Annotated in this window: 11 protein-coding genes; 3 read left to right on the forward strand and 8 right to left on the reverse strand. The window is 67.8% G+C overall.

Annotation, left to right across the window (positions count from 1 at the left end; translation table 11 throughout):
- Positions 1–11 precede the first annotated feature (11 nt).
- Genes narI through AT701_RS25155 form a run of 8 tightly spaced genes read right to left on the reverse strand, consistent with a single transcriptional unit; the run spans position 12 to position 12,904 of the window.
- Entirely contained in the window at positions 12–743 is a 732-nt protein-coding gene (gene narI / locus AT701_RS25120) for a respiratory nitrate reductase subunit gamma (protein WP_011730339.1), read from the reverse strand.
- Positions 743–1,381: a nitrate reductase molybdenum cofactor assembly chaperone gene (gene narJ / locus AT701_RS25125; protein ID WP_011730340.1), complete on the reverse strand. Its 639-nt coding sequence runs from the start codon at positions 1,379–1,381 to the stop codon at positions 743–745. Before narJ ends, narI begins: the two co-directional genes overlap by 1 nt.
- Complete coding sequence (gene narH / locus AT701_RS25130; RefSeq protein WP_058126821.1) at positions 1,378–3,024, reverse strand: nitrate reductase subunit beta; 1,647 nt, start codon at positions 3,022–3,024, stop codon at positions 1,378–1,380. The genes narJ and narH overlap by 4 nt, the downstream gene beginning before the upstream one ends.
- A complete protein-coding gene (locus AT701_RS25135; protein WP_058126822.1) occupies positions 3,021–6,728 on the reverse strand; it encodes a nitrate reductase subunit alpha in 3,708 nt (1,235 codons plus the stop codon). Before AT701_RS25135 ends, narH begins: the two co-directional genes overlap by 4 nt.
- Positions 6,709–7,938 carry a nitrate/nitrite transporter gene (locus AT701_RS25140; protein ID WP_058126823.1) on the reverse strand — a complete coding sequence of 410 codons (1,230 nt, stop codon included), beginning with the start codon at positions 7,936–7,938 and terminating at the stop codon, positions 6,709–6,711. The genes AT701_RS25135 and AT701_RS25140 overlap by 20 nt, the downstream gene beginning before the upstream one ends.
- Before the next feature lie 12 nt (positions 7,939–7,950).
- The gene (locus AT701_RS25145) at positions 7,951–9,378 is read right to left on the reverse strand and encodes a GH1 family beta-glucosidase (protein WP_058126824.1); all 1,428 of its coding nucleotides are present in this window, start codon (positions 9,376–9,378) and stop codon (positions 7,951–7,953) included.
- Between the two features lie 20 nt (positions 9,379–9,398).
- Entirely contained in the window at positions 9,399–10,460 is a 1,062-nt protein-coding gene (locus tag AT701_RS25150) for a LacI family DNA-binding transcriptional regulator (RefSeq protein WP_003896541.1), read from the reverse strand.
- Positions 10,457–12,904, reverse strand: a complete 2,448-nt coding sequence (locus AT701_RS25155; RefSeq protein ID WP_058126825.1) for a glycoside hydrolase family 3 N-terminal domain-containing protein — start codon at positions 12,902–12,904, stop codon at positions 10,457–10,459. The genes AT701_RS25150 and AT701_RS25155 overlap by 4 nt, the downstream gene beginning before the upstream one ends.
- A 308-nt stretch (positions 12,905–13,212) precedes the next feature.
- On the opposite strand from AT701_RS25155, the gene AT701_RS25160 reads away from it, so the two are divergent.
- Genes AT701_RS25160 through AT701_RS25170 form a run of 3 tightly spaced genes read left to right on the forward strand, consistent with a single transcriptional unit; the run spans position 13,213 to position 16,416 of the window.
- Positions 13,213–14,598, forward strand: a complete 1,386-nt coding sequence (locus AT701_RS25160; RefSeq protein ID WP_080628170.1) for an extracellular solute-binding protein — start codon at positions 13,213–13,215, stop codon at positions 14,596–14,598.
- Complete coding sequence (locus AT701_RS25165; protein WP_058126826.1) at positions 14,595–15,515, forward strand: carbohydrate ABC transporter permease; 921 nt, start codon at positions 14,595–14,597, stop codon at positions 15,513–15,515. The genes AT701_RS25160 and AT701_RS25165 overlap by 4 nt, the downstream gene beginning before the upstream one ends.
- Position 15,516: 1 nt before the next feature.
- The gene (locus AT701_RS25170; protein WP_058126827.1) at positions 15,517–16,416 is read left to right on the forward strand and encodes a carbohydrate ABC transporter permease; all 900 of its coding nucleotides are present in this window, start codon (positions 15,517–15,519) and stop codon (positions 16,414–16,416) included.
- Positions 16,417–16,419 lie beyond the last annotated feature (3 nt).

Raw genomic sequence — 16,419 nt, forward strand, 5'->3', positions numbered from 1 at the left:
GTCCCTTCTTGTCACCAGCCGCGGCGGTGCGGTTGCGAGCCAACCAACTCGCCGCGCCCGGCGACGTCGCGGCTCCGGTAGACGATGTAGGGCCGGAACAGGTAGCCGATGGGTGCGCTGAATACATGCACCAGTCGGGTGAACGGCCACAGGCAGAACAGGACCAGCGCGATCATCACGTGGATGTGGAAGTACAGCGGCGCCTGCACCATGAGATCGCCGCGTGGCTGCAGGATCCAGATCGACCGGAACCACGGCGACACCGTGTGCCGGTAGTCGTGCTCGTCGCCCAGCGGGGTGGCGCCCAGCAGGGTGCAGGACAGCCCGGCCAGGATCGCCAGCACCAGCACCAGATACATGACCTTGTCGTTGACGGTCGTGGCGAGGAACACCGGGCCGGTGGTGCGCCTGCGGTAGATCAGCAGCGCGATGCCGCTGAGCGTGGCGATGCCGGCGATCGCCCCGAGGATGACGGCCTGCACGTGGTAGGCGTGCTCGCTGAGCCCGATGGCGTCGGTCCAGGATTCCGGGATCACCAGACCGATGACGTGCCCGACGACGACGACGAGGATGCCGAAGTGGAACATCGGGCTGCCGATGCGCAGCAGCCGGGATTCGTAGAGCTGTGAGGAGCGCGTGGTCCAGCCGAACTTGTCGTAGCGGTAGCGCCACCACAACCCGACGACCACCACGGCCAGCGTCACGTACGGCACCACGTCCCAGAAGATCACCCAGCCCGACATCACACACCTCCCTGTGCCCGGCGCGGCGGCACGGTCAGTTGGAACGGCTCCAGCCCCACCGATTCCCGGGGCGGGCCGGTTCCGAGCAGAGTGCGTGACTGTGTTTCGGCGACGCCGGGCAAGGTTGCGCAGACGGCCGCGATCGCCGGGGCGTACGGCGAGCAGGCATCGACCAACGCCCGGCGCAGCACGTCGATCGGCACACGGTGGTCGGCGAGCAACCGGCGGCCCGCGACCGGGTCGACAGTCGCGGCGAACTCCAGGACCACCGGAAGATGATCGGGTGCTTCATGTTTCGGCGGTGCGACGCCCGCGGCCCGGTACGCCTGGGTGAAGGCCACCATCTGCACACCCCGGTTGCGGGTGTCACCACCGGTCCAGTACGTCAGCAGCATGGTGGTCTGCTTGCGCAGATCGAACGTGTCGACGTACTGCGTGGCCAACGCCATCGGACCGGCACCGCGCAGCGCCGCTAGGGTTTCACCGAGGAGTGCCGCGGGCGCACCGGTGATCTGCCCGATCAGGTCGGCGGCCGTGCGCAGCCGTGCCGCGTGGCCATCGTCGGGGTAGGCCAGCAGCAGTGACGCCGACTGCCAGACCACGCGGTCGTGCAGCGACCGGTCCCTGCGCGGCCTCACTGCGAGTCCTCGGGGAACATCCCGGCGGGCACTCCTCTGCCGTCCCAGTTCAGCAGGTTCACCCGTGACGGGTGCTCGGCGTTGGCGGCCATGCCGTCGGAGGTCTGCCGGTGCTGCAGTGCGTGGAACGTCTCGACCGCGACGGGTACGGGACCACCGCTGGCCTCACCGAACGGACCCGACTCGTACATGCCCGGGCCACCGTCGAACGACAACGCACACGTGGGCTCCTCGACATCGTGCCCGTCGGTGCCGTATGCCGTCGGGATCACGTACCGCTCTTCGTATTTCGCGAGCGCCAGCAGTCGGTACATGTCGTAGATCTGCTGTTCGGTCATGCCGACGGACGCGGGGATGTGCGGTTGGGTCTCGCGGCCGAGGTTGATGTCGCGCATGTACGACCGCATCGCCGCGAGACGCTGCAACACCCCTTCGACCACACGCGTGTCACCCGCGGTGAACAACCCGGCCAGGTACTCCAGCGGGATCCGCAGGGCGTGCAACGCGCCGAACAGGTTGCCGAGGTCCTCCCCGTCGTGCCCGTCGCGGCTGACCGCGTCGACGACCGGGGACAGCGGCGGGATGTACCACACCATCGGGACGGTCCGGAACTCCGGATGCAGCGGCAGCGCAACACCGTACGTGTGGATCAGCTTGTACACCGGCGAGTGTTGGGCGGCCTCGATCCACTCGTCGGAGATGCCTTCGGCCCGTGCGCCCGCGATGACCGCCGGATCGGTGGGGTCGAGCAGGATCTGCCGGTGCGCCTCGTACAGGTCGGTCTCGTCGGGCACCGACGCCGCCTCCAGCACGCGGTCGACGTCGTAGAGCACCAGCCCCAGATAGCGCAACCGGCCCACGCAGGTCTCCGAGCACACCGTCGGCATCCCCACCTCGATGCGCGGATAGCACAGCGTGCACTTCTCGGCCTTGCCGGTCTTGTGGTTGAAATAGACCTTCTTGTAGGGACATCCGGAGACGCACATGCGCCAGCCGCGGCAGCGGTCCTGATCGACCAGGACGATGCCGTCCTCGGAACGCTTGTACATCGCGCCCGACGGACACGACGCCACACACGACGGGTTGAGGCAGTGCTCGCATATGCGCGGCAGGTAGAACATGAACGTCTGCTCGAACTCGAGCTTGATGTGTTCGCTGACCTTCTGCAGCACCGGATCTCCCGGCGCGATCTCCTGGGAGCCGCCGAGGTCGTCGTCCCACGCCGCCGACCATGAGACCTTCATGGGCTTGCCGTCGATGAGGCTGCGCGGCGGGGCCACGGGCATGTGCTCACCCAGCGGGGCCGACGTGAGGTTCTCGTAGTCGTAGGTCCACGGCTCGTAGTAGTCGTCGATCGAGGGCAGTTTGGGGTTGGCGAAAATCCGCGCCAGCTTCGCCAGCCGGCCGCCGTCGCGCAGCCGCAGCCGGCCGCGCGCGTCCAACCGCCAGCCCCCGCGCCACTTCTCCTGATCCTCGTAGGTGCGCGGATAGCCCTGGCCCGGGCGGGTTTCGACGTTGTTGAACCACACGTACTCGGTGCCCGCGCGGTTGGTCCAGGCCTGCTTGCACGTCACCGAGCACGTGTGGCAGCCGATGCATTTGTCGAGGTTCATCACCATCGCCATCTGCGCCATGACCTTCATCGGTACGTCACCTCCTGGCTGCGGCGGCGCACCACCGTCACCTCGTCGCGCTGATTGCCCGTGGGCCCGAGATAGTTGAACGCGTACGCGTGCTGGGCGTACCCGCCTGCGAGATGGCTGGGTTTGATCAACAGCCGGGTCAACGAGTTGTGGATCCCGCCGCGGGTGCCGGTGGTCTCGGTCAGCGGCACGTCGATGGTGCGTTCCTGCGCGTGGTAGACGTAGACGACGCCGTCGGGCATCCGGTGGCTGACGATGGCGCGACATACCAGGACCCCGTTGCGGTTGACGGCCTCGACCCAGTCGTTGTCGCGCACCGCGATCTTGTCGGCGTCACCCGGGCTCATCCACATCGTGGGCCCGCCCCGTGACAGGCTCAGCATGAACAGGTTGTCCTGGTACTCCGAGTGGATCGACCACTTCGAGTGCGGCGTCAGATAGCGGACCGTGAGCCCCACCCCGCCCGCGCCGTCGGCACCGAGACGCGACTCCCCGAACAGCCGGGCCATGTCCAGCGGGGGCCGGTACACGGGCAGTTGCTCGCCGAGTTCCTCGAGCCAGTCGTGGTCGACGTAGAAGTGCATCCGACCGGTCAGCGTGTGAAAAGGCTTGAGCTCCTCGATGTTCACGGTGAACGGTGCGTAACGGCGGCCGCCGGTCTCGCTACCCGACCACTCGGGGCTGGTGATCACCGGGACGGGCCTGGCCTGGGCGTCGGCGTAGGTGATGCGGCGCTCCTCACTGCCCAGCGCGAGGTGCACCAGCTTGCGGCCGGTACGCCGTTCGAGTTCGGCGAAGCCCTCGACGGCCAGGCGGCCGTTGGAGGTGCCCGACAACGCGAGGATCACGTCGGCCATGCGTTCGCCGGTGGTGACGGCCGGGCGGCCCTGCGCGGCACCGGAATCCATCACCCCGCACTTGGCGCCGAGTTCTGCGACCTCGCGCGTCGGATGGGTCGTGACACCCTTCGTGGTCACCCCGAGGCCCTCGACCAGGGGTCCCAGCGCGGCCCACTTCTGCGCGATCGCACCGTAGTCACGCTCGACGACCGCGAGCGGGCCCATGGTCCTGCCCGGTACGGGTGTCTCACCGGCGGCCCGCCAATCATGTTCGGTGCCCGAGGGATACGCCATCGCACCGGGTGTGTCGTGCTGCAGGGTGCCGAGCACGACGTCGGTGCGCACCCCCAGGTGCCTGGCCGCCAGCGTGCTGAAGGCGCGTGCGATGGCGCCGAACGCCTCGAAGTCCGAACGGGTCTCCCACGGCGGGTCCACCGCGGGACTGAACGCGTGGACGTAGGGGTGCATGTCGGTGCTCGACAGGTCGGCCTTCTCGTACCAGGTCGCCGCGGGCAGCACGACATCGGAGAGCAGTGTCGTCGAGGTCATCCGGAAATCGATCGACATCAGCAGATCCAGCTTGCCCTCAGGGATGTCGTCTGTGCAGGTCACCGACGACGGCCGCACGCCGTTGGGCGCGGCCTGCAGGTTCGAGGTCGTGCCGAGCAGGTGACGCAGGAAGTACTCGTTTCCCTTGCTCGACGAGCCCAGCAGGTTGGCGCGCCACACGTCGAGCACGCGCGGCCAGTTGGCCGGATTGTCCGGGTCGGTCACCGCGAGCGTGAGGGAACCGTCGGCCAGTTTCGCCGCGACGTAGGCGGGGATCTCCTGGCCGGCCGCGCGGGCCTCGTCGGCCACGTCGAGGCTGGAACGGTCGAACTGCGGGAAGAACGGACTCCATCCCATGGCCGCCGCCGACGCCAGCACGTCCATGGTGTGCCTGCCGCGGAACCGGCCGCGCCCCACCGGACTCGACAGCGCGTCCGCCTGGTAGCCGTCGTAGCGCCACTGGTCGGTGTGGGCGTACCAGTAGGAGGTTCCGGCCATCTGGCGCGGCGGCCGTGACCAGTCGGTGGCCATCGCCATGGTCGCCCACCCGGTGACCGGCCGGCATTTCTCCTGGCCGACGTAGTGCGCCCAGCCTCCGCCGTTACGGCCCATCGACCCGGTGAGCAGCAACAGCGTCAGCACCGCGCGGTAGGTGGCGTCGCCGTGGAACCACTGGCAGATGCCCGCGCCCATGATGATCATCGAGCGTCCGCGGGTTTCCTCGGCGTTGCGGGCGAACTCGCGTGCCACCCGGATCGCCTGGGCGGCAGCCACTCCGGTGATCGGTTCCTGCCACGCCGGGGTGTAGGGGCGCGTCGCGTCGTCGAAACCGGTCGGCCAGTCCCCTGGCAGACCCGGCCGTGCCACGCCGTACTGGGCAAGCATCAGATCGAAGACCGTGCACACGCGGTGCTCACCGACGCGCCGGACCGGGACGCCGCGCACCATGGTCTCGCCGTGCCCGTCGAGCGTGTCGAACCGCGGCAGCGTCACCTCGGCGGTCTCACAGGTGTCTGCCGCCACCGTGAGAGCGGGTACCAGGTTCTCCAGGTCCAGATTCCAGTTGCCCAGGCCGCTCTCGCCGAACCGGAATCCCAGGGAGCCCTGCGGGATCGCGATGCTGTCGCTCGCGCTGTCGAGCAGGGCCGGCTTGAAGGCTGCGTTCTCCTGCGCCGCCACATCCGGGGTCAGATCCGCCGCGGTGAGGTTCTTGCCGGGCACCAGCGCACCGTCGCGTTCCTCGAGTTTGACCAGGAACGGCAGGTCGGTGAAACGGCGCGCAAAATCGGTGAAGTACGGAACCTCGTTCTGCACAAAGCACTCCGAGAGGATCACGTGCCCCATCGCCATGGCCAGCGCACCGTCGGTGCCCGCGGCGCACGGCATCCACTCGTCGGCGAACTTGGTGTTGTCGGCGTAATCCGGGCTCACCGAAACGACTTTCGTGCCGCGGTAGCGCACCTCGGCCATCCAGTGCGCATCCGGGGTGCGGGTGACCGGAACGTTGGAGCCCCACATCATCAGGTACGCCGCGTCCCACCAGTCGCCCGACTCCGGGACATCGGTCTGATCGCCGAAGACCTGCGGCGAGGCCACCGGCAGATCGGCGTACCAGTCGTAGAACGAGGCCATCACGCCGCCGATCAACTCGACGAACCGCGAGCCCGCGGCGTGGCTGACCATCGACATGGCCGGGATCGGCGAGAACCCGGCGATCCGGTCGGGTCCATAGGTCTTGATGGTGTGCACGTGCGCAGCCGCGATCATCTCGGTGGCTTCTGCCCAGCTCACCCGCACCAGACCGCCCTTGCCGCGGGCACTTTGGTACCGGCGTCTGCGTTCCGGGTCGGCCTGGATGTCGGCCCATGCCAGCACGGGGTCACCGAGCCTGGCGCGTGCCTCGCGGTACATCTCGACGAGCACGCCGCGCGCGTACGGATAGCGCACGCGCGTCGGCGAGTACGTGTACCAGGAGAACGCGGCGCCGCGCGGGCAGCCCCGCGGTTCGTACTCCGGACGGTCGGGACCCACGGACGGGTAGTCGGTCTCCTGGGTCTCCCACGTGATGATCCCGTCCTTGACGTAGATCTTCCACGAGCACGACCCGGTGCAGTTGACGCCGTGCGTCGAGCGCACCACCTTGTCGTGGCTCCACCGGTCGCGGTAGAACACGTCTCCCTCACGCCCACCTTGGCGAGAGACGGTGCGGAGGTCGGGCGAGAACGTGCCAGGCGTGAAGAATCTCCCGCTACGTTGCAGCAGTTCTTCCACACGTCCGCCGACACGTGGTTGGCGGTCAGCGGTCGATCTGGTCACTTCGGACTCCCCCTCTGCCCGGTTCGTGCGCGTGCAGCCGCAGCGCGGTGTAGGCGAACGCGACCAGCGCGGTCGCCACCAACAGCAGCAGGCCCACGGTGTAATCGTTGTCGGCGGCGTCGTAGGTCGCGCCCATCACCAGCGGCGGGAAGTAGCCGCCCAAACCTCCTGCGGCCGCGACGATCCCGGTGACCGATCCGACCGACTGAGCCGGCGCACGGCGCGCGACCCACGCGAACACGCCGCCGGTGCCGACGCCGAGGAAGATCGCCAGCGTGATGAACGTGGTGGCCGACCACACATCCGGCGGCGGCTGGAACACCGCGACGAAAGCCAGCAGCGCGGTTCCCGCGAACGACGCGAGTACGACGTACTTGGGCGGGATTCGGTCCGACAGCGCGCCGCCGACCGGCCGGGCCAGCACCGCGGCCACCGCGAAACCCGCTGTGCGTGAACCGGCCTCGACGGCCGAGAAGTCGTAGATGGTCTTGATGTAGGTGGGCAGGTAGTTGCTGAACGCCACGAAGCCACCGAAGACCACGGCGTAGAGGAACGACATCTCCCAGGTCACCGGGAGTTTCGCGGCAGCCTTGAGCTTCGGCACGACCGGATCGGTGTTGGGCCGGAAGGACGGGGCGTCCCGCATCATCACCACGCACAGCACAGCGGTCAGGGCGAGCGCGATCGCGACGATGAGATGAGTGGTGAACAGTCCGAACCAGTTCACGAACCGGGGTGTGAAGAACGCCGACAGCGCGGTGCCCACCATGCCCATGCCGAACACGCCCGTGGCGAACCCGCGCCGCGAGGCGTCATACCAATTGTTGGAGAACGGGATGCCGACGGCGAAGATGGTGCCCGCCACCCCAAGGAAGAACCCGCACACCAACAGCAGCGGATAGGACCCCGCGCTGCCCGCGGCACCCACGGCCAGCACCGGAAGGATCGACGCGACCGTCACGGCGATGAACATGGTGCGTCCGCCGAACCGGTCGGTGAGCGAGCCGATCACGATGCGTCCCAACGATCCGACCAAGATCGGGGTGGCCACCAGCATCGACGCTTCGGTGCTGCTCAGGCGCATGTCGCCAGCGTAGGTCGTGGACAGTGGGCCGATCATGTTCCACGCCCAGAAGTTGATGGCCGACACCCACGTCGCCAGCGCCAGGTTCACCCCCTGGCGCGTGTACGGCGTGGTTGCCGTGCTCACCAGTCCAGGAAATCACCGGATATCGGCTGGCGCGTCATTTTGACGGAAAACGTGGGGTACGCCGTTTCGCCGGGTCACCTCGGCGAACCACCGTGCGCTGGCCTTGGGCGTGCGGACCTGCGTGGCGTAATCGACGTGGATCAGGCCGAACCGCTTGGCGTAGCCGTACGCCCACTCGAAGTTGTCCAGCAGGCTCCACACGAAATAACCGCGGATGTCGGCACCATCGTCGATCGCCCGCAGTGTCGCCCGGAAGTGACTGTCCAGGAACGTTATTCGATCGTCATCGCGTATCGACCCGTCCGCTTCCGCGTCGTCGTCGAAGGCCGCCCCGTTCTCGGTCACGTAGATCGGCACGGGTCCGTATTCGCGGTGTACCCAGCTGAGCACGTCGTAGAGTCCGGTCGGGTCGATCTCCCAGCCCATCGCCGTCGTCGGCAGGCCGGTGCGCACCGGTTCCACGTCGGTGCTGCCGACCCAGGCCCGCGCGTGCGGATTGTCCGACGGCGCTCCGGTGCCGGCCCGCACGGTTTCGCGGAAGTAGTAGTTGACACCGAGGAAGTCCAGCGGCGCGGCGATCACCGCCTCGTCCCCGGGCTGCACGAATCCGAAATCGCTGATCATCGCGACGTCGGCACTCAGGTCAGCGGGGTAGCGGCCCCGCAGCAGCGCATCGAGGAAGAGTCGATTGGAGACCGCGTCGACGCGGCGGGCGGCGTCGACGTCGGCAGGCTCTTCGGTGGCGGGAGAGACCGGGGTCAGGTTCACGGTGATGCCCAACTGCGAGTCGCCGTCTTGCGCGCGCATGGCCGCGACCGCGAGGCCGTGGCCGAACATCAGGTGGTGGGCGGCGACCAGCGCGGCTGCGGGCTCGGTGCGCCCCGGTGCGTGCGCGCCGGCCGCGTAACCCAGGAACGCCGAGCACCATGGCTCGTTGAGCGTGGTCCAGTGCCGGATCCTGTCGTGCAGTTTGCCGTGCGTCATGGCCGCGTAGTCGGCGAAGCGCTGCGCGGTGTCCCGCGCGGGCCACCCACCCGCGTCCTCGAGGGTCTGCGGCAGGTCCCAGTGGTACAGCGTCACCCATGGTTGGATGTCGTGCGCGAGCAACTCGTCTACCAGCCGCTGGTAGAAGTCCAGGCCTTCGGTGTTGATCGGTCCCTTTCCGTCGGGCTGCAGGCGCGGCCAGGCCAGCGAGAACCGGTAGTGCGTCACGCCGAGGTCGGCCAGCAGGCCGACGTCCTCGCGGTAGCGGTGGTAGTGGTCGTCCGCGACGTCGCCGTTGTCACCGTTGTGGACGGCTCCGGGCTTGTGCGAGAACGTATCCCAGATCGACGGAGCACGCCCACCCGCGGTGACCGCACCCTCGATCTGATAGCTGGCCGTCGCGGTTCCCCAGACAAATCCGTCAGGGAAGCCGAGCGTACGGTCGGGTTGGCTCATGAACTGCTCCTGTCGGAGGGCTACAGACGGGCGGTCGAACTCCGCGCGATCAACTGGGTGGCCAACTCGACGTGGTGTGAGTCGAGTTCGTCGCCGTCGGCGAGGCGCAGCGCGGTGCGCATGGCGACCGCCCCCATCTCCCGCAGCGGCTGACGGACCGTGGTCAGCGGTGGTGCCGACAACCTGGCCAACTGGGTGTCGTCGAAGCCGACGACGCTGAGGTCCTCGGGCACCCGCAGGCCCCGGGAGCGGGCGGCCTCGATCACCCCGAGCGCGGTCTCGTCGCTGGCCGCGAAGACCGCCGTCGGCGGTTCAGGGAGGTCGAGCAGCGCGGATCCTTCCCGAAGTCCGTTGTCGTAGAGGAAGTCTCCGGTGCGGACATAACCGTCGACGACGGCGGCGCCCGCCTCCTCCATCGCCGCCCGGTAGCCGTGCAGGCGGGCCTGGTTGCACGCAGCGGTCACCGGGCCGCCGACGTACGCGATCCGTCGGTGCCCGAGCGACAGCAGGTGCTGGGTGGCGGCCAGTCCACCGGAGAAGTTGGTGGAGCCCACGCTGGTGATCCGCGTCGTCGGTTGGTTGAGCGGATCGATGACCACCAGGGGAAGTCCGAACCGGTGCAGCGCGGCGATATCCGCCTCGGGCAGTTCGTCGGCCACCGAGATCACCGCGCGCCTGCCCGCGGCCGCCAGGTCGGACACCCACTGTGCCGTGCCGTCGCTGTCCCCCTCGTCATCGGGACGACGGCTCACGACCACGGCGACCCCGGCCGCGCAGCCTGCGTCGAGCAGACCCTGAACCACCTCGATGCCGTAGGCGTTGAAGTCCTCGCGGAACAGCAGTTCGACTGTCGGCGGTCCCGGCCGGTCCGCGGACGCCGCGGCCAGGTCGCCGAGTTCGGTGCGCCGCGCGACGTAATGATGTTGCGCCAGCAGGGCCTTGACCCGCGAGCGGGTGGCCGGCGCCACGTCGGCACGGCCGTTGAGCACCTTGGACACCGTGGCTATCGAGACGCCGGCCGAGGCGGCGACAGTGGCCAGCGTCGCGCGTGAACCCGAGGCCTGGCCGACGCTCTCGGTCATCGCGGGTCCTCGGGTACCACGGTGACCGGGGTGAGCATGGTGCGGTCCGATCCGACCGTGCGGGTGGGCCCGGTCAGCCGGACGGTGCCGCGACAGGCGATGTCGGCGGCCGACGTTCCGACCAGAAGATCCACTTGACCCGCCTCGACGATCCGGGTGAGGTCGCGCCCGGTGAACGCCGTGCGGTCGGCGTGCAGGCCGAACGTCACGGTCACCGCGGACGCGGCAGGCACGGTCACGCGCGCATAGCCCATGAGCTGGCGGGTCGGGCGTGCCACCGAGGCCACCGGGTCTTCGAGATACAGCTGCACCACCTCGTCACCGTCGCGGGGGCCGGTGTTGCGGACCCGCACGGACACGGTCCAGTCGCCATCGGTGGGCACCCGTTCGGAGCTGATACGCAGATCGTCGACCTCGAAGGTGGTGTAGCTGCGTCCGTACCCGAACGGGTACAGCGGCGTGGGGTCGACGCTGCTGACATCGGCGCCCAGCGTTCCCAGCGGCGGCTGCAGATAGGTGCCGGGCTGCCCGCCCGGGGTACGCGGAATCTGCACGGGGAGCTTGCCACCCGGCTGCACGCGTCCCGACAGCACGCCCGCGATCGCGGCCCCGCCTTCTTCACCCGGCATGAACGCCTGGATAAGGCCGGCCGCCCGGCCTGCCACGGCGCCGAGTGCGTACGGCCGGCCGGACACCACCACCACGACGACGGGAACACCCGTCGCGAGCAGTTCTTCGAGCAGATCGGCCTGGACACCGGGCAGCCGTAGGTCCTCGGCGTCGCTGCCCTCCCCCGACGAACCGTTTCCGAACATTCCCGCGAGGTCACCGACCACGGCGATGCACAGATCCGCGGATTTCGCGGCGTCGACCGCGGCGGTGAAACCGGACCGGTCGGGGTCCTGCACTCCGCAGCCCTGCTCGTAGCGGATCTGCGCGCCGGAGAGTTCGTCTGCAAGCGCATCCACGACGGTGGGCACCGCCACGCCGAGCCCGCGCCCCGGGTAGCGGGGCAGCACGTGGTTGGGAAATGCGTAGCAGCCCATGAATGTTCGCGCGTCAGCCGCGCACGGGCCGACGACGGCGATCCGGCCGGGCGCTTGTGTGCCCGGCCCGTCGAGCGGGAGGGCACTGCCGGCGTCCAGCAGGATGACGGAGCGTTCGGCCAGGCGGCGCGCGATGTCTCGGTTGGCGGGCGCGTCGAGGTCGGTCTCGGCGGCGCCGGCCACCGATGCCTCCGGGGTCCAGCCGGGATCCAGGAGGCCCAGCTGGACCTTCTGCAGCAGCAGCCGCCGCACGGCCCGGTCGACGAACTCGACCGGTAGCTGGCCGTTGCGGACGCGCTCGACGATGTTGGTGCCGAAACCGACCGTGTCGGGCAGTTCGACATCGACGCCCGCCGCGAGCGCCGCGGCGCCGGACTCGTCGGCATCTGCCGCCACGCGGTGCATCATGGCCAAGAACGGCACGGACCAGTAGTCGGAGACCACGGTGCCGCGGAAACCCCATTGCCCACGCAGCACGTCGGTGAGCAGCCAGGCGTCGGCAGATGCCGGAACTCCGTCGATGTCGTTGTATGCGCTCATCACCGAGCCCGCGCCCGCGACGGTGACCGCGACCTCGAACGGCGGGAAGATGACGTCGGCGAGCTCACGCCTGCCCATCGGCACCGGCGCGTGGTTGCGTCCGGCGCGGGATGCCGAGTAACCGGCAAAATGCTTGAGGGTGGCGATCACTCCCGCACTCTGCAACCCTTCGATGTACGCCGCGCCGAGAGTGGACACGACGTAGGGGTCTTCACCCATCGTCTCTTCCACGCGGCCCCAGCGGTAGTCGCGCACCACGTCCAGGACCGGTGAAAGCCCTTGGTGCACACCGAGAGCAGCCATGTCGCGGCCGATCGCCGCAGCCATCTCCCGCACCAGCGGCGGGTCGAAGGTGGCGCCCCACGCGATGGCGGCGGGGTACACCGTGGCACCGTACGCGGTGAAACCGGTCAGGCACTCCTCGTGAACCAGTGCCGGGATGTCCAACCGCGACTGTTCGAGCACGGTGCGCTGCTGGCGCATCAGTTCGGCGGCGCCTTCGGCGGGGGTGACGGGACGGCTGCCGTAGACCCGGGTGAGATGGCCCAGGCCGTGGCGGGCGGCCTCATGCAGCGGGACCGAGCCTGACAACGCGAAGGCGTCCTCCATCGGCGCGACGTTGAGTGAGGCCTCCTGCTCTGCGGTCTCGGCAAAGTCATGCGCATCGCGATCGTCTTCGCGGGTGCCCCGGTCGTTGCTCACCCAGCGACTGCCCAACTGGGCGACCTTCTCCTCGAGGCTCAGTTCGGCCAGGAGCAATTCCACCCGTTCGGCTGCCGGGAGCGTGGTGTCGTGCCATGGTTTCAGGACGGTCCCGGCGCCAGCAGAATTCTGCTCGGCCGGTCGTAGTGACGTCACGAGACGGTCCTTTCCGGCTGTGAAAAAAATTGAACCTCGAAAAGTTTCGATTTGTTCGGGCTGCCCAACAGCGAATCCCGATACAAATGTAATAGCACTAAAACAGGCTTCCAACAACATGTTTGCCAAATCTGCCCGCTGCTGACCGGCACGCATAAGCCGCCAAAAGTCGCTATTGACACCGATAAAACCGAAAATTATGTTGAGTTTTGCGGTCATCATTTCGAAAATTTTCGAGACGTCTCGATGACCCGCTCTCGGAAAACCGACACGCCGCGACGGCGCGGCCCGTACGTACGGAGCTGAGCGTGGATCTCAAATCTGTCGACGCCAATGTTGTTGAGTCCAAGGCTGATTTCTTGCCGAGCACGTCCCGCAGGGCCTTTCTGGCCGCCGCGCTCAGCGTGCCGCTGCTCGGTGCGCTCGCCGCGTGTGGAAGCTCAGGGCCCAGTCGGTCGGGCGGGGGCGGAGGCGGCGCGCCAGGAGCGGCGTCGTACTGGTTTCTCAGCTCCCAACCGCAGGAGTCCATCCGCACCGCCGCGGTGGAGCGCTTCAACCAGGCCAACCCCGACCAGCAGATCCAGTACACCGCATTCCAGAACGACGCCTACAAGACCAAGATCAAGACCGCCGTCGGCGCCGGGCAGGCCCCCACGATCATCTTCGGTTGGGGCGGCGGCACTTTGCGCAGCTACGTCGACGCGGGCCAGGTCGACGACCTGACATCGTGGTTCGACGAGAACCCGGCGGTCAAAGACCGGTTGTTCCCCACGGCTTTCGGGCCCGCGACCATCGACGGCAGGATCTACGCGATGCCCACCGAGGTGGTTCAGCCCGTCGTCCTCTACTACAACAAGGAAGTTTTCGACAAGGTCGGTGCGGCGCCGCCCCAGAGCTGGGGCGACATCATGGATCTGGTGCCGAAGTTCAACGCCGCAGGCGTGGCGCCCATCTCGCTTGCGGGCCAGTCCCGGTGGCCCGAGATGATGTGGCTGGAGTTCCTGTTCGACCGGCTGGGTGGACCCGAGGTGTTCGAGGCGGCCTACGAGGGCGAGCACAACGCCTGGTCGCATCCCGCGGCGATCGATGCGCTGACCAAGGTGCAGGAGTTGATCAAGGCCGACGGTTTCGTCAGGGGATTCTCCTCTGTCACGCCAGATTCCAACGCCGATCAGGCCCTGCTGTACACGGGTAAGGCCGCCATGATGCTGCAAGGCAGCTGGACCTACGGCGGAATGGCCACCGACGGCGGTGATTTCGTGTCCAGCGGCAAATTGGGCTACATGAACTTCCCACCCGTCGACGGGGGCACCGGCGACCCGTCGACCACCGTGGGCAACCCCGCTCAGTACCTGTCGATCTACTCGAAGGCCACCGACGAGCAGAAGGAGGTGGCCAAGAAGTTCCTCAGCACGGCGGTCCTGTCGGACCAGGAGATCAAGGAGTGGATCGACATCGGCAGTGTGCCGATCGTGCAGGGAACGCAGGGCCAGCTGGCCGGCTCGGACGACGCCGATTTCCTGGAGTTCATCTACCGCGTGTCCACCGAGGCCAAGACGTTCGGGCAGTCGTGGGACCAGGCATTGTCACCGACGGCCGCCGAAACGCTGCTCGACAACATCGCCAAGCTGTTCCAGCTCTCGATCAGCCCACAGCAGTTCGCCGACAACATGAACCAGGCCACCAGCAGATGACTTCGGCAACAACCGGATTCCGTCGTCAACAGGGCCACCCGCGCTCCGTACGGGACGTCCGCGTCGGGTACCTCGCCGTACCCGCCCTGGTGTTCTTCGTCGCGTTCGCCGTGATCCCCCTCGTCGGGGTTCTGCTGCTGAGCTTCACCCAGTGGGACGGCATCGGGCCCATCCAGCCTGCCGGATTGTCCAGCTGGCAGTCCGTGCTCACGGACCCGTCTCTGCCACACACCATCTGGGTGACGTTCCTGCTGATGGCGTTGTCGTGGGCGGTGCAGACGCCGGCCAGCCTGCTCATCGGCGCGTTTCTCGCCGGCCGCCAGCGGTACCGGGAATGGCTCGCGGTGTTCTACTTCATCCCGTTGCTGCTGAGCTCGGCCGCCATCGCGATCACCTACAAGGCGCTGCTGGACCCGAATTTCGGGCTCGGTGTGGGGCTGGGCATTCCGCTGCTGAGCCAGGACTGGCTCGGTAAGGACGGATTGGCGCTGGGCGTGGTGATCTTCATCGTGTCGTGGCAGTTCGTGCCGTTCCACTCGCTGATCTACCAGGGCGCCATCCAGCAGATCCCGCGGTCGATGTACGAGGCCGCGCAACTCGACGGTGCGGGCCGGTGCCGCCAGTTCTTCTCCATCACGCTGCCCCAGATGCGCCACACGATGGTCACGTCGTCCACGCTCATGGTGATCGGCTCGCTGACCTTCTTCGACCTGATCTTCGTGCTCACCGGCGGCGGACCCGGCGACGCCACCCGTGTGCTCGCACTCGACATGTACCGACGTGGGTTCCAGGCCAACCTCATGGGCCCGGCCAGCGTGATCGCCGTGATCCTGGTGGTCGTCGGCCTGGTCATCGCGCTGGTGCTACGCCGCCTGGGCGGGGGTGCTCCGTCCGAGAGCCGATTGGACGGTGCCTGAGATGGCTGCGACCCTGACCACCGGACCCCACCGGATCGCGACTCCGCCCGCACGGCCCAAGCGACAACCTCTGCGGGTGCGCCGAGGCGAGCGACCCAATTGGGTCGGTGCGGTCATCTCGTGTGTGTGGCTGGCGATCATCATGGTCCCGATCTACTGGATCGTGATCACCAGCCTGAAGAGCCAGTCCAACTACTTCGCCACCAACCCGTTGCTGCCCTCTCCGGAATCGAACTTCGAGCAGTACGTCTTCGTCGCCCAGTCCGGTTTCCCGCGCTACTTCCTCAACAGCGTCGTCGTCGCCGCCGGGACCGTGGTGCCCACGGTCCTGCTGGCGTTCATGGCGGCGTACGCGATCGTTCGAGGCAACGGACGGTTCCTTCGCTGGGCCAACGTGATCTTCCTGTCCGGACTGGCGATCCCGTTGCAGGCCGTGGTGATCCCCGTGTACCTGATCATCATCAGGCTCCACCTCTACGACACGCTGCTCGCGATCATCCTGCCCTCCATCGCATTTGCCATTCCGCTGTCGGTGCTGGTGCTGGCGAACTTCATCCGGGACGTGCCCGGGGAACTGTTCGAGTCGATGAGCATCGACGGTGCGAGTGAGTGGTCCACGTTGTGGCAGCTCGCCTTTCCGATGGCGCGGCCCGCTCTGGTCACGGTTGCGGTGTACAACGGCCTCACGGTGTGGAACGGCTTTCTTTTGCCACTGGTGCTCACCCAGAGCCCCGATCAGCGGACCCTGCCGCTGGCCCTGTGGTCGTTCCAGGGCCAGTACAGCGTCAACGTGCCCGCGGTCATGGCGTCGGTGGTGCTCAGCACCTTCCCGGTGGTCGTGCTCTACGTGCTGGGCCGCCGCCAGCTGGTCAGCGGCCTGACGGCGGGGTTCAGCAAGTGAGGG

This window comes from Mycolicibacterium smegmatis (assembly GCF_001457595.1).
GTDB classification, from domain to species: domain Bacteria; phylum Actinomycetota; class Actinomycetes; order Mycobacteriales; family Mycobacteriaceae; genus Mycobacterium; species Mycobacterium smegmatis.